The sequence below is a fragment of the Actinomadura scrupuli genome (assembly GCF_050971785.1).
GTDB lineage: Bacteria > Actinomycetota > Actinomycetes > Streptosporangiales > Streptosporangiaceae > Actinomadura_E > Actinomadura_E scrupuli.
Genome location: NZ_JBPCCU010000005.1, coordinates 206,847 through 225,308, shown reverse-complemented (window position 1 = coordinate 225,308; position 18,462 = coordinate 206,847). Strand labels below are relative to the sequence as shown.

Annotated in this window: 19 protein-coding genes; 11 read left to right on the top strand and 8 right to left on the bottom strand. The window is 71.9% G+C overall.

Features of this window, described 5'->3' with window-relative positions:
* Position 1 precedes the first annotated feature (1 nt).
* The 6 genes from ACRYCC_RS23640 (at position 2) to ACRYCC_RS23615 (ending at position 6,078) form a co-directional block, all read left to right on the top strand.
* Positions 2-1,075, top strand: coding sequence for an MCE family protein (locus ACRYCC_RS23640; RefSeq protein WP_433815401.1), 1,074 nt, complete (start codon positions 2-4; stop codon positions 1,073-1,075).
* Between the two features lie 29 nt (positions 1,076-1,104).
* Positions 1,105-2,136, top strand: a complete 1,032-nt coding sequence (locus tag ACRYCC_RS23635; RefSeq protein ID WP_433815399.1) for an MCE family protein — start codon at positions 1,105-1,107, stop codon at positions 2,134-2,136.
* Positions 2,136-3,149, top strand: coding sequence for an MlaD family protein (locus tag ACRYCC_RS23630; RefSeq protein WP_433815397.1), 1,014 nt, complete (start codon positions 2,136-2,138; stop codon positions 3,147-3,149). The genes ACRYCC_RS23635 and ACRYCC_RS23630 overlap by 1 nt, the downstream gene beginning before the upstream one ends.
* Positions 3,146-4,465, top strand: a complete 1,320-nt coding sequence (locus ACRYCC_RS23625) for an MCE family protein (RefSeq protein WP_433815395.1) — start codon at positions 3,146-3,148, stop codon at positions 4,463-4,465. Before ACRYCC_RS23630 ends, ACRYCC_RS23625 begins: the two co-directional genes overlap by 4 nt.
* A gap of 1 nt (position 4,466) precedes the next feature.
* Positions 4,467-5,567, top strand: a complete 1,101-nt coding sequence (locus ACRYCC_RS23620; RefSeq protein WP_433815393.1) for a hypothetical protein — start codon at positions 4,467-4,469, stop codon at positions 5,565-5,567.
* Positions 5,568-5,691: 124 nt separating this feature from the next.
* Positions 5,692-6,078, top strand: coding sequence for a TraR/DksA family transcriptional regulator (locus ACRYCC_RS23615; protein ID WP_433815391.1), 387 nt, complete (start codon positions 5,692-5,694; stop codon positions 6,076-6,078).
* 12 nt (positions 6,079-6,090) lie between these two features.
* Here ACRYCC_RS23615 and ACRYCC_RS23610 read toward each other — a convergent pair whose 3' ends face one another.
* The 3 genes from ACRYCC_RS23610 to ACRYCC_RS23600 all read right to left on the bottom strand — a co-directional run bounded on the left by ACRYCC_RS23610 (position 6,091) and on the right by ACRYCC_RS23600 (position 9,563).
* Entirely contained in the window at positions 6,091-6,963 is an 873-nt protein-coding gene (locus ACRYCC_RS23610) for a universal stress protein (protein ID WP_433815390.1), read from the bottom strand.
* Positions 6,964-7,020: 57 nt separating this feature from the next.
* On the bottom strand, positions 7,021-7,656 hold the full coding sequence (locus ACRYCC_RS23605) for a helix-turn-helix domain-containing protein (RefSeq protein WP_433815388.1): 636 nt from the start codon (positions 7,654-7,656) through the stop codon (positions 7,021-7,023).
* Positions 7,657-7,904: 248 nt separating this feature from the next.
* The gene (locus ACRYCC_RS23600; protein ID WP_433815387.1) at positions 7,905-9,563 is read right to left on the bottom strand and encodes a sensor histidine kinase; all 1,659 of its coding nucleotides are present in this window, start codon (positions 9,561-9,563) and stop codon (positions 7,905-7,907) included.
* 247 nt (positions 9,564-9,810) lie between these two features.
* On the opposite strand from ACRYCC_RS23600, the gene ACRYCC_RS23595 reads away from it, so the two are divergent.
* From ACRYCC_RS23595 to ACRYCC_RS23580, 4 genes are all read left to right on the top strand, one after another.
* Positions 9,811-10,560, top strand: coding sequence for a response regulator transcription factor (locus tag ACRYCC_RS23595; RefSeq protein WP_433815385.1), 750 nt, complete (start codon positions 9,811-9,813; stop codon positions 10,558-10,560).
* Positions 10,561-10,576: 16 nt separating this feature from the next.
* Complete coding sequence (locus tag ACRYCC_RS23590) at positions 10,577-11,017, top strand: pyridoxamine 5'-phosphate oxidase family protein (protein ID WP_433815383.1); 441 nt, start codon at positions 10,577-10,579, stop codon at positions 11,015-11,017.
* Positions 11,018-11,055: 38 nt separating this feature from the next.
* Positions 11,056-11,499, top strand: a complete 444-nt coding sequence (locus ACRYCC_RS23585; RefSeq protein WP_433815381.1) for a DUF2267 domain-containing protein — start codon at positions 11,056-11,058, stop codon at positions 11,497-11,499.
* Between the two features lie 130 nt (positions 11,500-11,629).
* Positions 11,630-11,863 (top strand): hypothetical protein, encoded by a 234-nt coding sequence (locus ACRYCC_RS23580; RefSeq protein ID WP_433815379.1) that lies wholly within the window; start codon positions 11,630-11,632, stop codon positions 11,861-11,863.
* Between the two features lie 33 nt (positions 11,864-11,896).
* On the opposite strand, the gene ACRYCC_RS23575 is transcribed toward ACRYCC_RS23580, so the two are convergent.
* The 4 genes from ACRYCC_RS23575 to ACRYCC_RS23560 are packed head-to-tail and all read right to left on the bottom strand — an operon-like array spanning position 11,897 to position 15,269.
* Positions 11,897-12,895, bottom strand: a complete 999-nt coding sequence (locus tag ACRYCC_RS23575) for a zinc-dependent alcohol dehydrogenase family protein (protein WP_433815378.1) — start codon at positions 12,893-12,895, stop codon at positions 11,897-11,899.
* A 24-nt stretch (positions 12,896-12,919) separates the two neighbouring features.
* Positions 12,920-13,681: an amino acid ABC transporter ATP-binding protein gene (locus tag ACRYCC_RS23570; protein ID WP_433815377.1), complete on the bottom strand. Its 762-nt coding sequence runs from the start codon at positions 13,679-13,681 to the stop codon at positions 12,920-12,922.
* Positions 13,678-14,505, bottom strand: coding sequence for an amino acid ABC transporter permease (locus ACRYCC_RS23565; RefSeq protein ID WP_433815376.1), 828 nt, complete (start codon positions 14,503-14,505; stop codon positions 13,678-13,680). Before ACRYCC_RS23565 ends, ACRYCC_RS23570 begins: the two co-directional genes overlap by 4 nt.
* A gap of 2 nt (positions 14,506-14,507) precedes the next feature.
* Positions 14,508-15,269: a transporter substrate-binding domain-containing protein gene (locus tag ACRYCC_RS23560; protein WP_433815374.1), complete on the bottom strand. Its 762-nt coding sequence runs from the start codon at positions 15,267-15,269 to the stop codon at positions 14,508-14,510.
* Positions 15,270-15,439: 170 nt separating this feature from the next.
* Here ACRYCC_RS23560 and ACRYCC_RS23555 point away from each other — a divergent pair, with 170 nt between their 5' ends.
* On the top strand, positions 15,440-18,070 hold the full coding sequence (locus ACRYCC_RS23555; protein WP_433815373.1) for a LuxR C-terminal-related transcriptional regulator: 2,631 nt from the start codon (positions 15,440-15,442) through the stop codon (positions 18,068-18,070).
* Here the strand turns inward: ACRYCC_RS23555 and ACRYCC_RS23550 are convergent.
* Positions 18,067-18,426, bottom strand: a complete 360-nt coding sequence (locus ACRYCC_RS23550) for a group I truncated hemoglobin (protein WP_433815371.1) — start codon at positions 18,424-18,426, stop codon at positions 18,067-18,069. The genes ACRYCC_RS23555 and ACRYCC_RS23550 overlap by 4 nt on opposite strands.
* Positions 18,427-18,462 lie beyond the last annotated feature (36 nt).

The window sequence follows — 18,462 nt, the reverse complement described above, 5'->3', positions numbered from 1 at the left end:
GGTGACGACCTACCGGGGCCACAATCCGCACCTCGTCGCGATCATCGGCACCGTGGCGCTGACCGCCGCCGTGATCTTCGCCTACGCCTTCGGCACGCTCGGCCTCGGCAAGGGCGGCTACACGGTGAGCGGCAGGTTCACCGGGACCGGCGGGCTGAAGGCCGGCGACGACGTACAGGTCGCCGGGGTACGGGTCGGCGAGGTCAAGAGCGTCACCCCCGACTTCTCCCGCGGTGACGTCGTCATCACCTGGCGGGTCGACGACGGCATCGACCTCGGCACCCAGACCCACGCCGACATCGAGGCGGCCAACCTGCTCGGCGGCCAGTACATCAAGCTGTCCGGCCCGGTGGCGCGTCCCTACCTGAGCTCGCTGCCCAAGAGCCGGCGGCAGATCCCCGCGTCCAGGACCAGCATCCCCAGCACGCTCAACCAGTCCATCGACGCGGCCACCAACCTGGCGACCAGGCTGGACACCGAGTCGGTCAACAAGATCCTCACCCAGGCGGCGGGCATCGACCCGCCCGACCGCCGGCAGCTGAGCCAGATGCTGGCCAACCTGAACAAGCTCAGCACCACGCTCAACCAGCGGGCCCCCGAGATCCAGGCCATCATCGCCAACAGCAAGAAGCTGACCGGGACCCTGGCCGCCAAGGACGAGCAGCTCAGCCAGTTGCTCACCTACGGCCAGACCCTGCTCACCACGCTGCGGCAGCGCCGCGACGACCTGCGCGCCACCCTCGGCAACGGCAGCCAGGTGGTGAGCACCCTCAACCAGGTGATCACACGGCACCAGACCGAGCTCGACACCGTGCTCAGCGACCTGCACATCCTCACCCAGGCGCTGACCGGCAAGAACCTGCCGGCGCTCAACATCTCGATGGCCTGGCTCGGCCCGGCCTTCAACCAGCTGTCGCAGGACCGCGGCAACGGACGCTGGATGGAAGGCGGCCTCGCGGGCCTGGGCCCCATCGGGCCCCAGCTCCTCGGCCCCGAACCCAGCTTCCTGCCCCCCAACTACCCGTATCCGGGCGTCCCGACCGTGATGCCGACCCCGAACGGAGGACGCAGTTGAGTCCCCTACCGAGGAGGCGTCCGCGCCCGGTGCTCGCCGCCGTCATGGCGGTGGTGACGCTGGCCGCGCTGAGCGGCTGCTCGCTGCTGCCGGCGGCACTCGGCGGTGGCTCGTCGTCGAAGTACCACGTCACGGTGTACTTCACCAAGGCCGTGGCCTTCTACCCCCGGTCCCAGGTCCAGGTCATGGGCGTCCCCATCGGCACCGTCGACTCCGTCACCCCGGTCAACGGCAAGGTCAAGGTGGTCGCCTCCATCGACCGCGACATACCGCTTCCCGCGAACGCCCGGGCCGCCATCGTGCCGTTGAGCCTGATCGGGGAGCGCACCCTGACCTTCTCCCCGTCATGGAAGCCGGGCGCCCCCAAGCTCGCCGACGGGGCGGTGCTCGACACCGACCGCTCGCAGGTGCCGGTGGAGGTGGACCAGGCGCTGCAGGCCTTCACCACCCTGCTGCAGGCCTTCAATCCGGCCGCCGCCAACAAGGTCCTGCACAAGAGCTCGCAGTCCTTCCAGGGAAACGGCGCGGCGTTCAACGCGGCGCTCCAGCAGAGCGCCGACCTCACCGCCAACATCGCCGGCCAGGACAAGCAGCTGCTCGAGGTCGCGCGGAACCTGCACCGGATCGCCGGGGTGGTGGCCGGCCGGCAGAAGGCCCTGGGCACCCTGATCAGCAGCTTCTCGCAGGTCAGCGCCGACCTGGCCAGTGAGCGCCAGAACATCGAGACGTTCATCGTGGCGCTCGCCTCGCTGGTGCGGCGCGGCGATGTCCTCATCAAGTCCTACCAGGGGCAGCTCGTCCAGGACCTGGGCCGGATCGCCCAGATCACCCTGGTCGTCAAGGGCAACGCCCAGCAGCTCGGGGAGTTCCTCAAGACGCTCACGCCGCTGAACTACATGCTCAGCAACGCCACCAACCACAAGGACCACGCGCTCACCCTCCGGCTGGCGCTCAACAACATCTACCGCTCCTACCTGGCCGCCGCGCTCAAACAGCCCACCGTCAATCCCAAGGCCAAATGCCTGCCCGAGCCGTACTCCAACTGCCCGTGGGAGAAGTGATGAGACGCCTGTGCGCCGTACTGGCGCTCGTCCTCACCGCGGCGATGTCGGGGTGCTCGTACCAGACCGCGGGCTCGCCGCAGGGCGGCCTGACCCTCACCGCGGACTTCACCGACATCCAGAACCTCGTGGTCGGGCACGCCGTCCAGATCTCGAACGTGCAGGTCGGCACGGTCACCGCGGTCAAGGTGGTCGGCACGCGTGCGAACTACCGCGCTCGGGTGACCATGTCGATCAAGAAGGGGATCAAGGTCCCGGTCGGCACGACCGCCCAGCTGTCCATCACCTCGCTGCTCGGGGAGAACTACGTCGCGCTCACCCCGCCGCCGGCCGGTCTCAACACCGGCCCGTTCATGGCCGACCACGCCCAGATCGGCTCGACCAGCGTGGTGCCCGCCTTCGAGCAGGTGGTGGGCAAGGCTGGACCACTGCTGAGCGCGCTGTCCGGCAACGACATCGCGACCATCGTGGACGCCGGCTCGGCCGCCTTCGCCGGCAAGGGCCCGGAACTCGCAAAGATGATCAAGCAGACGGACTCGCTGCTCTCGCTGTTCGCCAGCCAGCGGGCTCAGCTGGACGCCGCGGTCACCGACCTGGCCAAGCTCGGGCGGGACCTCGCGAAGGGCCGCGACGAGCTCGGCCGGCTGCCGGCCGGCCTGGCGAAGGCCACCAAAGTGATCGCCGACGAGCGGTACCGCCTGCTCGACACGATCTCGAAGATCACCCAGCTGGCGAAGGTCACCAACGACACCGTGCTGGTGGGCCGTACGCGGCAGCTTCGGCAGATGATCACCCAGCTCGGCCCGGTGATCGGTACGCTGGCCAGCGACCAGACCAACCTGGCGGGCTTGATCACCAACATGCAGGACTTCGTGAACAAGGTGCCGAGGGCCATCTTCAACGGCCAGCTGCTGCTCTACCCGATCCTGGATCTGGAGACGGGGCAGAGCTCGAACAAGTCCGCCGACAACCTGATGGCGGCCCTCACCAAGATGATGGCGGCCAAGCGATGACCAGACGGATCCTGATCAACCTGGTCGTGTTCTCGGTCCTCGGCGTGGTCATGACCATCTGGGCGCTGCGGAACGTCATCAAGTTCGACGCGGTCACCCAGCCGTACCAGATCAGCGCCGAATTCCAGTCGTCGCCGGGGCTGCAGCCCAACTTCGACGTCGCCTACCTCGGCGTCAAGGTCGGGAAGATCAGGTCGGTCCGCCTGGGCGACCACAAGATCGTGGCCAATCTGGCCATCGACAAGGGCGTGAAGATCCCCGGCAACGTGACGGCGGCGGCGGGCCGCAAGTCGGCGATCGGCGAGCCGTACGTCGACCTGTCGCCGCCGCCCTCGGCCGCCGGCGGCCCGCCGCTGAAGCCCGGCGCGGTGATCCCCCTGTCGCGCACCAGCGTGGCCATCTCCTACGGCGACCTGTTCGCCGCCGCCAACAAGGCGGTGCAGGGGCTCAACGCCACCGACCTGCACTCCTTCACGCACGAGCTGGCGGTCGGCTGGGACGGGCGCTCCCAGTCACTGGCGCAGATCCTCGACAGCAGCCAGCAGATCACCTCCACGTTCGCCGAGAACACCGAGCTGCTCGACGGCCTCGTCGCGGAGCTCACCCAGGTCAGCAACACCCTCGCCGCGCACCACGGCGAGCTCGGGTCCGGGCTCGACAACCTCACGAGCTTCACCGGCGCCCTCGCCCGCAACAGCGACAAGATCGCTCAGTTGCGCAAGGACGCCCCCGACCTGCTGGCCCGCTTCAACCAGATCCTCGCGGCGACCGCGCCGGCGAACCAGTGCACGCTGCGGTCGCTGAGCTCGGCCCTGCCCATCGTGCTGTCCCAGCCCGCGCTGGACTCGCTGGAGTACGCGACCCGGACCTCCCCGCAACTGGTCAAGATCCTCAATGAGATCTCCCCGAAGGTGAACGGCAAGTCCAACCTGAACATCGACTTCGTGATCACTCTGCAGAAGCCCAAACCGGCGGTGGAGTACCCGAGCCCGATACCGCTGCCGACCGTCGGGGCCATCCCGTCGTGCCCCGGGATCTCCGTACCGCCCCTGGCGACCCGTGCCGACCCGAATCCGGGCACCGGCGGCGCGCGGGCCGCCGCCGGGCCCGCGCCGTCACCGTCGCCGTCCTCGGTGGCCGTGCGGAACACCTCCGGGCAGGGCCCGGCCGACGCGCTGAACTGGCTGATCTGGATTCCCCCGCTGATCGCGCTGGCCATCCTGATCAGGGTCATGAGCAGGACGGTCCCGTTGCTGCGGCCCCGCGTCGCCCAGCGCCTGCGGGCGGTACGCAAGCGCAAGAACCGAGGAGAGTGACATGGCCACCAAGACGACCAAGGGGTCCGGCGGCGACGACAACCCCCAGGCCGCGGTCACCGACGACGACTTCGACTCCGCGTACGAGGACGACCTGCTGGAACTGGTCGAGCGGCTGGCCCGGCGGCGGGCCCGGCGCAGGCCCGCCCCGGCCGGGAGCACCGGGGCGGAGACGGACGCCGGCGCCGACGCGGACACCGGGCGGGACGCGGACACCGCGGACGAGACGGCGGACGAGCCGCCCGCGAAGGGCGAGGCGGACGTGGACGCCGACCCGGCGCAGCGGACCGGCGCGAAGACCGACGCGAAGACCGAGACCGAGACCGAGATTGAGACCGAAGCCGAAGCCGGGGCTGAGGCGAAGCCGAAGGGCAGGGCCGGGGCGAAGGCCGGCCCGGAGGCCAGGACCAGGCCGAAGGGCAGGCCGGGCGCCGGGACCGAGCCGGACGCCGAGGCCGAGGACAGCGCGGATCCGGAGGCCGGCGACGCCGAGGACGGCGGGAAGCGGGCCGGGCCGGTGGCCGGTGACCGGGCCGCCCGCCGGATCCGGGTGCTGGCCGTCCTGAGCGTCGTGCTGGCCACGGCGCTGGCCGCCGTCAGCACCTTCGCGTTCGTGCAGTGGCGCGAGTACGGCAGCGGATCCTCCCCGCAGGCCGTACGCCAGAAGGTCGCCGAGCGGGCAGGCGTGATCGTCAGCACCCTGTTCACCTACGACTACCACGACGCCAAGGGGTACCTCGAGAAGCAGGCCGCCGTCATGACCAAGTCGGCCGCCGCCGCGGTCAAGCCGAACTGGGCGACGCTGACGACCCTGTTCGAGACCGGCAAGTACGTCTCCACCGCCCAGATCGAACAGGTCTACGTGGGCGACGTCTCCGGCGACAAGGCCTCGGTCATCGTGGTGGTCAACAACAAGCTGGTCACCTCACGGGGCATCCAGAACTCGGTCGGCGCGACCCTGCAGTTCAGCCTGGCCAAGGAGAACGGCGTCTGGCTCGCCAGCGCCGTACCGAAGCTGGAGTCCACCGGCGTGCAGACCAACACCGACCTGCAGGGCAAGCCGCTGCAGGCGGCCACGCCCACCCCGTCACCGGGCAAGTAGCGGGCCGGTCACCGCGGTCCCGCGGCCGCCCCGGCCCCCGGGCCGATCACCCGGAGCCCGGGTGACGGCGGCCGGGACCGGGGCGGCAGGAATGCGACGGCCCTCACAGGTCGTTGACATCTTCGTGACCAAGCGAGTTTCGACAGCAGGCCTGTCCCCGGCCGACAAGTCCGCCGTCCACCGCGTCCTGACCGCCGAGCACGAGGGCACGATGGACCAGATCGCGGCGCTGACCCGTGACTGGGAGGGCCTCGTGCAGTCCTCGGTGGGCGTGACCGTCGACGACGAGCACGATCCCGAAGGGGCGACGCTGGCGTTCGAGCGGTCCCAGCTCGACGGCCTGCTCCTGCGGGCACGTGGTCATCTCGATGACCTGGACCGGGCCCTCGAACGGCTGGACGAAGGCTCCTACGGCGTGTGCGAGGAGTGCAAGCGGCCGATCGCCCCGGAGCGGCTCGCCGCCCGCCCGGCGGCGACGACCTGCATCCGGTGCGCGGCCAGGCGCCGCTGACGAGGCGGTCCGTCAGTCCGGGCGCCAGGCGTGCGTGACCGCGACCGAGCACCCGGCGTCCTGCAGCATCGCCAGGGTGACCGTGCCGAGCCGCAGGCCAGGGAGGCCTCCCGGGCTGTGATCGCCCACCACCAGCAGTGCGGCCTGGTCGGACGCCTCCAGCAGTGCCCGGCGAGGCGGCTCCAGCATCAGCCGGGTGGTGGTGGGCACCTGGCCGAACTTCTCCCGCCACGGAGAGACCAGGCGCTCCAGCCGGGCCCCGGCGGACATCCTGAGGCTCTCCACGTCGCCGTAGAGCGCGATGTCGGTGTTCTCCCCCGCTTCGGGCTCCCGGGCGCCGTAGACCGCGTGGACCTCCCAGCCGCGCAGTGCCGCCTCCTCGAAGCCGAAGGCCAGCGCCGCGTCACCGGCCGGCGAACCGTCCACTCCGATCACCACCCGGCCCGGACCGGACACGGCCCCGCGGCGGACGATCACCGGGCAGACCGCGTGCGCGGGCACCTGGAACGCGGCGGAGCCCACTGTCGACCCGGCCGGCCCGCCGGTCCCGTGCGAGCCGATCACGATGAGCTCGGTGTCGGCAGCCTCGTACAGCAGCGCCGCGGCGACCGGTCCCTTGACCAGGCATTTGCGCACCTCCAGCCCGGGTGCGCGCCGCTGCGCGTTGCGGACGCCCTTGTCCAGCACGTGCTCGGCCATCTTCCGCGCGATCGCGATCATGCCGGCGTCGAGGGGCGGTTCCGGATAGGGCCAGTCCCAGGCATGACAGACGGTGAGCGGGCGCCGGCGCAGCCGGGCCTCCTCCACACCGCAGTGCACGGCGCGTTCTCCCTCGTCGGACCCGTCATAGCCGACGAGCACGTCCGGGCCTCGTGCGTGGTCCATGCGTTCCCTCCTAGGCCGGGCCGGGCCGGGTCCGGGTCGCGGTGCCCGCGGGTCCGGTCAGTTGGTGTGGATCCGTCTGCCGCTGATCCGGCGTGGCTCGATCCGCACGCAGGCCTCGCTGGGTTCCCCCGTCCAGGGCTTGACGATCTGGTGCAGGCGCATGACCTCGCCCGGATCACCGACGCCCCGGGCCTGGCCGGAGACCAGGACGCTCCAGCCCCTGCTGAACGCCTCGTCCAAGCGGTCGACCTCGAAACCGACGTTCTCGCCGGCGAGCCTGTCCAGCTCGCCGCCGCTCATGGTGCGGAAGACGATCGCACCGTCGACGACGGCGTAGTTGACCGGGACCGCGGCCGGTCCCGCCTCGGTCGGGAAGACCACCCGCCCGACGCCACCGGGGGCGATCAGCCGGCGGCACTCCTCCTCACCGAGCTCCTCCAGGTCCGGTAGCCGCGAGGGCACACCACCGCCCGGTGGCACCTCGGCGTGCCCGCCGAGCAGATCCGCCGGGGTGACCTCCAGCGCACGGGCGAGCCGGCGCAGCGCATCCGGGCTGATGTTCGCCGAGTGGTTCTCCACGTAGTCCAGGTAGCCGGGCGTCATCCGCGCGCGAGCGGCCACCTGGGCGGTGGTGAGCCGCAGCTCCGCGCGCCTGTGCGCGACCCGGCGGCCCAGGTCGCTGCGGGACGTCACGCCGTTCACCATCGCGACCCCTCCCCCATGGGTGAGATGTCCTGCCAACCACTTTCGGCCCGCGCCGCCGCCGCGGGCAGGGCCGGAGGTCACCCGTCCGCGGGACCTCTGTCCCGCCCGCCCCACTGTTCCGCCCAGCCACCTTCCGTGATCATGCAATCGTTCGTCGAACGATTGCATGATCACGGAAGGGTGGGGTGGGTGCGCCGGGTTGGGGGCCGGGGTGCCCGGAGGGCGGACGGGGGTGATCAGCGGAGGGGGATGCGCCAGACGAGTACCGTGCCGCCCGTCTCCCCGGCGCGGGCCGTGCAGGATCCGCCCAGGCGCTCGGCCCGCTCGGCGAGGTTGCGGAGGCCGCTGCGGCGTCCGGTCGCCGGGAGGCCGATGCCGTCGTCCTCCACCCGCAGGACCAGCTGGTCGCCGACGTCCGCGGACACCGTCACCCGGCGGGCCTTGGCGTGCCGCCCGACGTTGGAGAGCGCCTCCCGCAGCACGGCCAGCAGATGCTGCCCGGCCTCCGGGCACACCGCCGTGTCGAGCAGCTCGTCCAGCCGTACGGAGGGCGCGAAGCCGAGACAGGGCGTCGCGGCGTCCACGATCGCGTGCATCCGGCTGCGCAGGCCCTCGTCGTCGGATTCCACCTGCAAAGCGAAGATCGTCGAGCGGATCTGCCGGATGGTGTCGTCCAGGTCGTCGACGGAACGCTGGATCCGCCGGGCCACGTCGGGGTTGCCGGTGACCTCGACGGCGCTCATCAGGGTCATGGCGGTGGCGAACAGCCGCTGGATCACCGTGTCGTGCAGCTCCTTGGCGATCCGGTCGCGGTCCTCCAGCAGGGCGAGGCGTTCGGTGTCGGCCCGCCGCTGGGCGAGCTCGAGGGCCACGGCCGCCTGCGCGGCGAACGGCTCCAGCAGCCCCAGCGTGGCGTCGTCGAAGATCGGCCGGCCGGGCTCGTTGACCACCGCGAGCACTCCGAGGGCGGTGCCGCCGTGCCCCAGCGAGACGATCAGCGTGGGGCCGACGGGCACCTCAGGGGGCAGGCCGGCGTTCGCGGCCGCCGCCCGGCCGTCCTCCAGCAGCAGCGGCGTTCCGGTGCGGTAGACCGACGCCGAGACCGCGTCGTCGATGGGCCGGCGCAGGTCGCGGAGGGCCCCGGCGTGCGCCCCGTCCGCCGCGGACAGCGTGAACTCCCCGGTCCCCGGACGTACCAGGGCCACCATGGCCAGGTCGGCGTCGCAGATCTCCCGGGCCCGGCGGGCGACCAGGCCCACGACGTCTCCCGGCGAGGTGCCCGACAGCAGCGTCGTGGAGATCTCCGCGGAGGCCTGCAGCCACCGCTCCCGGCGGCAGGCCTCCTGGTAGAGCCGGGCGTTCTCGATCGCCACGCCGGCGGCCGTGGCCAGCGCGGCGAGGACGGCCTCGTCCTCCTCGTCGAACTCGCCGCCGCCGGCCTTCTCGGTCAGGTAGAGGTTGCCGAAGTGCTCGTCGCGTACCCGGATGGGCACCCCGAGGAACCGGCGCATCGCCGGGTGGCCGGGGGGAAAGCCGTGGAAGGCCGGGTGGGCGGAGAGGTCGGCGAGCCGCACCACGCGCGGGTCCTTGATCAGCAGGCCCAGGACCCCGAGGCCCTGCGGCCGGTGCCCGATGGCCGCGATCTCCGCCTCGGTCACGCCCACCGTGATGAACCGCCCCAGGTGCTCGCCGTCGTCGCTGATCACGCCGAGGGCGCCGTACCGTGCGTCGGCCAGGGTCGCCGCCGCCTCGGTGATCCGGAACAGCACCGTCTGCAGGTCCAGATCACTGCCGATCGAGACGACCCGCTCGAGCAGCGCGTGCACCCGGTCCCGCGTCGCCAGCACCGTCTCCAGCCGGGTCCGCAGCTCGTCGAGCAGGTCGTCGAGCCGCATCTGCGGCAGCATCAGCCGTGCGCGGTCGTCCCCCGATCGTTCGCCTGTCCCCACCCCGGCCAGATTTCCTCACTCGACGCGACCACCGGCCCTCACCCGACCCCTACCCAGCGGCCGCGCGCCGTGCCCGGGCGAAGGTATGGTCCGGGCAACGTCATGATTCGTTTTCCCCAATTGCCGATGTTGATCCTCTCTTCCCAGGACATCGGGACTTTTGTCACGGTGAGTCACTGGATAGCGTCTGGCTATGGACAGCGGCGTCCCGAACACCACCATCCGGGTCTTCCTTCTCGACGACCACGAGGTCGTCCGGCGGGGCGTGGCGGCCCTGCTGGAGTCCGCGGACGACATGGAGATCGTCGGCGAGGCGGCCACGGCCGAGCAGGCCATCGCCCGGATACCGGCCGCCGAGCCCGACGTGGCGGTGCTCGACGTCCGCCTGCCCGACGGCGACGGCGTGACCGTGTGCCGGGAGATCCGCTCTCGCCTGCCGCGGACGGCCTGCCTGATGCTGACCTCCTTCTCCGACGAGGAGGCGCTGTTCGACGCGGTGATGGCCGGTGCGGCCGGTTACGTCCTCAAGCAGATCCACGGCTCGGACCTGGTCAGCGCGGTCCGCACGGTCGCCTCCGGCCAGTCCCTGCTCGATCCGCGCAGCACCGCGCAGATGCTGCGGCGGCTGCGCGACCGGGAGACCCGCGACGACCCGCTGGCGTCGCTGTCCGACCAGGAACGGCAGATCCTGGAGCTGATCGGCCAGGGACTGACCAACCGGCAGATCGGCGAGCGGATGTTCCTGGCGGAGAAGACGGTCAAGAACTACGTCTCGAACCTGTTCACCAAGCTGGGCATGAGCCGCCGTACCCAGGCCGCCGCGTTCGCCGCGAACCTGCGCGCCACCGGCGCCGGGCCGGCCGGAGCGGGCCGGGCCGGTCCTGGACAGGGCCGAAAGTCCATCGCGCCGGGGACCCACGGCCCTGACCGCCCCGCGGTGTGAGGACAACGCTTGACACATGAAGTTCGACGCGCACGGACTCGAAGTCCTCGATCGCCGGCAGTGCCTGAGCCTGCTCGCCTCTGTGCCGCTGGGCCGGATCGTCTTCACCGACCGCGCGCTACCGGCCATCCAGCCCGTCACCTTCGTGCTGGACGGTGACGACGTCATCCTGCACACCTCGCTCGGCTCCACGCTCGTCGCCGCCACCCACGAGACCGTCGTCGCCTTCGAGGCCGACGACTTCGACACCGTCCGCCGTACGGGCTGGACGGTCACGATCCTCGGGCACGCCCGCGTCGTGCACGACCCCGCCGAGACCGCCCGGCTCGCCCGGCTGCCCCTCCAGCAGTGGAACCCCGCCCCCCGGGACCGCTTCATCCGCATCCCGTGCCGCCACGTCACCGGGCGCCGCATCAATCCCGTACCCGACCGCTGCCGCGCCCCCGCCCAGGAGTGAGCGCAGGACGGGCGCCCAGACCACCCGAGGAGACGATCATGATCTGTACCCGCGTCGACAGCCTCGACCACAGCATCGAGACGACCAACAGATGGCTGAACGATCTCGCGACGGAGCTGAAGGTGTCCGACCGGCGCGCGGCCTACCAGGCTCTCCGGGGCTGGCTGCACACGCTGCGCGACCGCCTGACGGTGGAGGTCGCCGCGCATTTCGCCGCGCAGCTGCCCGAACTGCTGCGCGGAGTGTTCTACGACGGCTGGATGCCGAGCCGGGTCCCGGTGAAGTACGACCCGGACGAGTATCTGGAGCGTTTCATCCATGAGGCCAACCTGCGCACCACCGACGCCGTGACGCCGCTGCGCGCGGTGACCCGGTGCGTACGGCGGCACACGTCCGCGGGCACGGTCGACCGTGCGTTCGGGCAGCTGCCGACCTCGGTCCGCGCCCTGCTCGACGACCCGGTCCCGGCGGCCAAGGGCTGACCGGCCCCGTTTTAGGGCCGGACGGCCGGAAGCCGGTGACCAAAGGCCCTACGGGCCGGTCTGCCGGGGACGAACTCTGGAGACACCGTCCGGAAACACCGGATACTCCGCGACCAGCAGGGAGTTCACGATGACGAGGCAGATCGCCCCTGGATACGGCAATCCCTCCGGCGCGGCGCTCGAGGAACGGATTCACATCCTGGAGTCCAAGGTGAGCGCGATGGCCGAGGCGATCGAGATACTGGCCGGCGGGCTGGAGGGCACGCCGATGGACGGTCCCGCCGACGAGGGCGGTTCCAAGGCCGCCCGGCTGGCACACGACGTGCTGATCGCCGCCCAGGTCAAGGGGCGGCACGCCGGCTGACCGGGGGCCGTGACGCCGCCCGGCCGGCCCCGCTCAGCCCATCACCAGGACGGCGGCGCCGTTGACCCGGTCGGCGGCCAGGTCGGTGAGCGCCCGGCCGGCGTCGGCGAAGTCGTACGGCATCGTGGCGATCTCGAGCGGGAGCCGGCCCGCCAGCCGGAGGAACTCCTCGCCGTCGGCGCGGGTGTTGGCGGTCACGGACCGGACCTGCCGCTCCTGGAAGAGGTGCCGCTGGTAGTCCAGCACCGGCACGTCCGACAGATGGATGCCGGCGATGGCCAGGGTGCCGCCGCGGTCGAGCCGCTCCAGCGCGGCGGGCACCAGCTCACCGGCGGGCGCGAAGACGATCGCCGAGTCCAGCGGCTCCGGTGCGGGGTCGAAGGAGTCGCCCGCCGACGCCGCGCCGAGCTCCAGTGCCAGCGACCGCGCCGCCGCCGACCGGGTGAAGACGTGCACGGCCGCGCCCTCGGCCATGGCGATCTGTGCCGCCAGGTGGGCCGAGCCGCCGAACCCCCAGATGCCGAGCCGGCCGCCCGGCGGCGGCTCGGCCCGCCGCAGCGCCCGGTAGCCGATGATCCCGGCGCACAGCAGCGGCGCGACCTCGACGTCGTCGCGGTTCGCCGGGAGGTCGTAGACGTAGGCGTCCGGCGCGAGGGTGTACCCGGCGTATCCGCCGTGCGCGTCCCAGCCGGTGTACGCCGAGTGCGGGCAGAGGTTCTCCGCCCCGCGGCGGCAGAACGCGCAGGCCCCGCAGGTGCTGCGCAGCCAGGCCACCCCGACGCGGTCCCCGGGGGCGTGACGGCAGCCGGGCCCGGCCGCGGCCACCGCACCGACGATCTCGTGACCGGGCGTCACCCCGGGCAGGTGCACGGGCAGGTCGCCCTCCGCGACGTGCAGGTCCGTCCGGCACACGCCGCACGCGCGGACGCGCACCAGCAGCTCCCCCGGGCCGGGCTCGGGGACGTCGCGTTCGACCATGCCGAGCGGGCCGCTCGCCATCGGCCCGGGCCGCAGGACACTCCAGGCGCGCATGACCCCCACGGTACGCCGGGCGGATCAGCGGTCGCCGGACTCCCCCAGGCCCGCCGCGGCGGGATCGAGCACCCGGGACAGGAAGGTGCGGGTCCGCTCGTGCCTGGGCGCGGTGATCACCTGGGACGGCGGGCCGTCCTCGACGACCACGCCACCGTCCATGAACACGACGCGGTCGGCCACCTCACGGGCGAAGCTCATCTCGTGGGTGACGACCAGCATGGTCATGCCCTCCAGCGCCAGCGAGCGCATCACGCCCAGCACGTCCCCGACCAGCTCCGGGTCGAGCGCGGAGGTCGGCTCGTCGAAGAGCATGACCTGCGGGCCCAGGGCCAGCGCACGGGCGATGGCGACCCGCTGCTGCTGGCCGCCCGACAGCTGGGCCGGATAGGCGTCGATCTTGTCGGCCAGGCCGACCCGGTGGAGGTTGTCCCGCGCGATCTTGTCGGCCTCGGCGGCCGGCCGGCGCAGCACCTTCCGCTGCGCGATGGTGACGTTGCCGAGGGCGCTCAGGTGCGGGAAGAGGTTGAACTGCTGGAAGACCATGCCGATGCCGCGTCGTACGGCGTCGATGTCGACCTCGGGGTCGGTCAGCTCGACACCGGCCACCGACACCGAGCCCGAGGTCGGCTCCTCCAGCAGGTTCACGCAGCGCAGCAGGGTCGACTTGCCCGAGCCGGACGGCCCGATGACGCACACGACCTCGCCCTGCTCGACGTGGAAGTTGATGCCGCGCAGGACCTCGAGCGAGCCGAACGACTTGTGCAGGTCGCGGATCTCGATCACCGCTGTGCCCTCCGTTGCCGAGCCTCGAGCCGCCGGGCCGCGTAGCCCAGCGGAATGGTGATGAGCAGGTAGCACAGCCCGGCCACGATGATCGGAGTGGAGTTCCCCTTCTCACCGGCCAGGTCCTGGCCGAACTTGGCGAGATCGCGCTCCTGCAGCGAGATGCCGATGAACAGCGCCAGCGAGGAGTCCTTGAACAGCAGGACCAGCTCGTTGGTCAGCGGCGGGATCACGATCCGGAAGGCCTGCGGGATGATGATCGAGCGCATGGCCCGGCCGTACGACATGCCGAGCGACCGGGCGGCCTCCATCTGCCCCTTGGGCACCGCCTGGATGCCGGCCCTGATCGTCTCCGCCATGTAGGCGGCCGAGACGAGCCCGAGGGCCAGGGTGACCTGTCCGTACACCCCGCCGGGCAGGACCGAGCCGCCGAACGCGAGCGGTACGCCGACCCCGACGAAGATGAAGATCAGGACGGCGGGCAGCCCGCGGAAGACCTCGATGTAGGCGGTCGCCAGCCAGCGGTAGGGCGGCACCGAGGACAGCCGCATCAGCGCGATGATCAGGCCCAGCACGAAGCCGGCGGCGAACCCGCTCAGCGTGAAGATGAGCGTGTTGCGCAGGCCGATGGTGATGATGTCCGGGAACAGGCCCTTGGCGATGTCGAGGTTGGCGAAGTTCTGCTTCAGCGAACTCCAGTCCGCCAGCGCGGCGAGTGCCAACACGGCGACGACGAACAGGGCGTACTGGCCGCCCAGGCTGAGTTGCCGGCGGCGCCGCCGGGTCAGGCGGGTACGCGGCGCCGCCACCTGTGCCTCTGCCACGGTCAGCCGCCGGCCGGCATCGGGCCGATCCACTTCTCGTAGATCGCCTTGTAGCTGCCGTCCTTCTTGGAGTCGTCGATCACCTGGTTGATCAGCGCGATGAGCTTGGGGTTGTGGTCCTTGCGCACGGCGAAGCCGTACTGCTCACCGGTGTTGAGGCTGGCGACCAGCTCGAAGGCGGAGTTGGCCGGGTCCTTCAGCCACCCCTGCACCACCGGGTAGTCCGCGACGATCACGTCGGCCTGGCCGCTGCGCAGGCCGTTGAGCTCCGAGCCCGAGTCCTTGAACGAGGTGGAGTCCAGGCCCTTGCCGTGCACGTAGTCCTCACCGGTCGTCGAGGCCTGCGAGCCGAGCTTGAGCTTCTTGGCCTTGACGTCGTCGAGCGAGGTGACGCCCAGGCCCTTCTTGGCCATCAGCGCCTGGGTCGCGTTGAAGTACGGCTTGGAGAAGTCGATGAACTTGGCGCGGTCCGCCTTGATCGTCATACCGGCCGCCGCGACGTCGCACTTGCCCGCGTTCAGCGCCGAGCCGGTCTTGATGGTCTCGAACGGAGTGTCGATGATCTTCTGCGTGACGCCCAGCTTCTTGGCGACCAGATCGATGACGTCCACGTCGAAGCCGACGACCTTGCCGCCCTGCTCGGACTGGAACGGCGGGTAGGGAAGATGCGTGCACGTGGTGAGGGCACCCTTCTTCACCAGCTTGGCGCCTTGCACGGTGGCCGCGTCCGAGCCGCCGCCACAGGCGGTCGCCGTCAACGCCACAGCGGTCAGCCCTACAGAGATCGCTAGACGCTGCAGCAGTTTGGGCCGGTTGTGCACAATTCCTCCTGGTTTGATCTTCTGTTCATCGGCACTATGCCATGAACCACACTGGGGGTGGGACCTGCGTTCCCGCCTTACGGCGGCCCCGCATTGTCGCTACGCTCCGCATCGTGGCAGGTGTGGGACGACTCGCCGGCCGGTGGCCGTTGGTGGCGCGAGACATGGAACTGACGCTGTTCCGGGACGCCCTCGACGGTGACACCGTCCGGGCGCTGCTCGTCTACGGGCCGCCCGGTGTCGGCAAGACCCGGTTCGCCGAGGAATGCCTGGAGCTGGCGGCCCAGGCGGGACACCGGGTGGCCCGCACGGCCGCCAGCCGGGCCGCCGCCGCGATCCCGCTGGGCGCGCTCGCCCACCTGCTGCCGTCCGGCCTCGGAGGTGACTCCGATCCCGGGTCACTGGTGGACCGGGCGCTTCAGGACCTGCGGGAGCTGGCCGGACCGGACCGGCTGCTGCTCTTCGTCGACGATCTGCCGCTGCTCGATTCCCTGTCACTCGTCCTTCTCACCCAGCTCGTCGGTGCCGGAGCGGTGTTCCTGGTGGCCACACTGCGGACCGGGGATCCGGTGCCGGATGTGCTCGGGGCGCTCTGGTCGGGTGACCGGGCCCTGCGGATCGACCTCGCCGACCTCGACCGGCCGGGAGCGGAGGCCCTGCTCCAGGACGTGCTCGGCGGCCAGGTCGGCGTGTCCACCCTGGCCGAGTTCTGGCTGGCCGGTCGCGGAAACCCACTCTACCTGCGAGAACTCATGCTCGGCGCGGCGCAGGACGGCACGCTGCGGCACGAGGCCGACGTCTGGCGGCTGACCGGGCCGCTGCCCAGCAGCCCGCGCCTGCTGGAGCTGGTCGGCGAGCGCATCCGCAGCTCCGGTGAGGCCGGGCGGGCCGTCCTGGACCGGCTGGCGCTCTGCCAGCCGCTCGGCCTCGACGAACTGGCCGAGCCGGCCGGGCTGGCCGTGCTGGAGGAGCTGGAGTCGGCGGGTCTGATCCAGATGCGGGTGGCGCAGCGGCGCCACGAGGTGACGCTCACCCACCCCGTCTACGCGCAGGTCCTGCAGGGCTCGATGGCCCGTATCCGCAGCCGCGGCATGCTGCTCGACCAGGTGGGCCGGGTCGAGGCGAACGGGGTACGGCGCCGCGAGGACGCGCTGCGGGTCGCGACCTGGCGGCTGGACGCGACGGGCACGGCGGATCCCCGGCTGCTGCTGCGCGCCTGCCGGCTGGCCCGGCACGCCTACGACCATGCGGAGATGGAGCGGCTGGCCCGGAGCGCCCTGGAGGCGGAGGACGGCGCCGAGGCCCGGTTGCTGTTCGGGGAGGCGCTCAACGCCCGGGGCCGGTTCCAGGAGGCGGAGGAGGTGCTGCTGGGGGCCACCGGCCTCACCGCCGACGACGATCTCCGGCAGCGGCTCGCGCTGGCCCGTGCGGTCAACCTCACCTGGGGGGTGGACCGGCCCGACCTGGCGGCCGAGGTGCTCGACCACGGGCGGCGGACGCTGCCCCTCCGGTACCACGGTGAGCTGATCGCGCTCGCCGCGATGCAACTGGCCTTCGGCGACCGGCCGGCCGAGGCGCTGGCACTTCTGGCGCAGGTCCCGCCGGCACCCGGCCGGCGGCCCACCCGGATGCACTGCGTCGCCGAGGCGTACGCGCTGGCGGCCACCGGCAGGTGCGGGCGGGCCAGCGCGGTCCTCGCGGCGGGCCACCGGCCGTGGGACCCCTCCCACCCGGAGTCGCAGTACCTGCACGCGGGCTCACCGCTGATGGCCGAGGCGATCGTCGATCACGCTGCGGGCCGCCTGCCGGCGGCGATCACCACCATGACCCTGGCCCTGGAGCACGGGGTCGAGGACGACCTGCCACAGGCCATCGGCGGCTACGCCTGGCGGCTCGGGGAGCTGCTGCTGGCCGCGGGCCGGCCCCGGACCGCGGCCCGCTGGGCCCGGGACGGCATCGCCGTGGCCCGCGCGCAGCACCTGCCCGGCCTGCTGACCCTGGCCTCCGCCTGCCTGGCCGTGGCGCTGGCCCAGCTCGGCGACGCCGAGGGCGCACGCACCGCGCTGGCCGAGACCGGCGCGTCCCCCGGCTCCGCCGGGATGATCGCCCAGGCCCACGCGTGGACCGCGGCGGCCGCAGGCGAGCTCACCGCGGCCCGGGAGACGCTGCTCGCGGCCGCGGAGAGCGCGGCGGCCCGGCAGCGCCACACCGCCTGCGCGGAGCTGCTGCACGACGTGGCCCGCATGGACGATCCGGGCACGGTGATGGCCCGCCTCGACGAGCTCGCGCTGCGCTGCGACAGCCCCCTGGTGACCGCCCGGGCGGTGTACGCCCGGGGCGCGGCCAAGCGCGACGGTGCCCTGCTGGAGGACGCCGCCGAGCGCTTCGCCACGATGGGCGCCATGCTGTACGCCGCGGAGGCGGCCACCGCCGCGGCACAGGCCTGGCAGTGGCACGGCGACCCGCGCAGGGCGGCCGCCGCCACCGCCCGCGCGAGCATCCTGGTGGCCGGCTGCGAAGGCGCGCGCACCCCGGCCCTGTCGACGGTGGAACGCGGCGTGACGCCGCTCACCCAGCGGGAACGTGAGATCTGCCTGCTCGCCGCCCAGGCACTGACCAGCAAGCAGATCGCCGACCGCCTGGTGCTGTCCATCCGCACGGTCAACAACCATCTGCAGAACGCCTACGCCAAACTGGGGGTCGGCAGCCGCGGCGAGCTCGCGACCGCGCTGCGGACCGGCTAGGCGGGGGCTTCCACGACGTCGTCGCGGAAGGTCTCGATCCGATCGGTGATCAGGCGCAGCACCCCGGCCTCGACGCCGAGATCCCGCAGCGCCGTCACCAGATGCTCGGCCACCGCGTCGAAGGCGGCGTCGTCGATGCGCAGCCCCCGGTGGGCGGCGGCGAGGTCCCGGCCCCCGTACAGGTCGGGACCGCCGAGCGCCGCGGTCAGAAAGGCCCGCTGGTGGGCCGCCAGCCGGGTGACGTCGACGCCGTCGAAGTAGGCCATGAAACCCGGGTCCGCGAGCAGGCGCCGATAGAAGACCTCCACCGCGGTGCGGATCACCCGCGAACCGCCGACCGAGTCGTGGACGCTCATGCGCTGGTCCTCCTGGTCTCAGCCGGCGAGTGGTCT

What these genes read in the sequence shown, in the direction of transcription:
- ACRYCC_RS23600 (WP_433815387.1), bottom strand. Translation starts at nt 9,563, where the DNA reads ATGCGGCTCGACGACCTGCTCGACGAGCTGCGGACCCGGCTGGAGACG.
- ACRYCC_RS23620 (WP_433815393.1), top strand. Translation starts at nt 4,467, where the DNA reads ATGGCCACCAAGACGACCAAGGGGTCCGGCGGCGACGACAACCCCCAG.
- ACRYCC_RS23630 (WP_433815397.1), top strand. Translation starts at nt 2,136, where the DNA reads ATGAGACGCCTGTGCGCCGTACTGGCGCTCGTCCTCACCGCGGCGATG.
- ACRYCC_RS23575 (WP_433815378.1), bottom strand. Translation starts at nt 12,895, where the DNA reads ATGCGCGCCTGGAGTGTCCTGCGGCCCGGGCCGATGGCGAGCGGCCCG.
- ACRYCC_RS23625 (WP_433815395.1), top strand. Translation starts at nt 3,146, where the DNA reads ATGACCAGACGGATCCTGATCAACCTGGTCGTGTTCTCGGTCCTCGGC.
- ACRYCC_RS23550 (WP_433815371.1), bottom strand. Translation starts at nt 18,426, where the DNA reads ATGAGCGTCCACGACTCGGTCGGCGGTTCGCGGGTGATCCGCACCGCG.
- ACRYCC_RS23580 (WP_433815379.1), top strand. Translation starts at nt 11,630, where the DNA reads ATGACGAGGCAGATCGCCCCTGGATACGGCAATCCCTCCGGCGCGGCG.
- ACRYCC_RS23595 (WP_433815385.1), top strand. Translation starts at nt 9,811, where the DNA reads ATGGACAGCGGCGTCCCGAACACCACCATCCGGGTCTTCCTTCTCGAC.
- ACRYCC_RS23610 (WP_433815390.1), bottom strand. Translation starts at nt 6,963, where the DNA reads ATGGACCACGCACGAGGCCCGGACGTGCTCGTCGGCTATGACGGGTCC.
- ACRYCC_RS23585 (WP_433815381.1), top strand. Translation starts at nt 11,056, where the DNA reads ATGATCTGTACCCGCGTCGACAGCCTCGACCACAGCATCGAGACGACC.
- ACRYCC_RS23590 (WP_433815383.1), top strand. Translation starts at nt 10,577, where the DNA reads ATGAAGTTCGACGCGCACGGACTCGAAGTCCTCGATCGCCGGCAGTGC.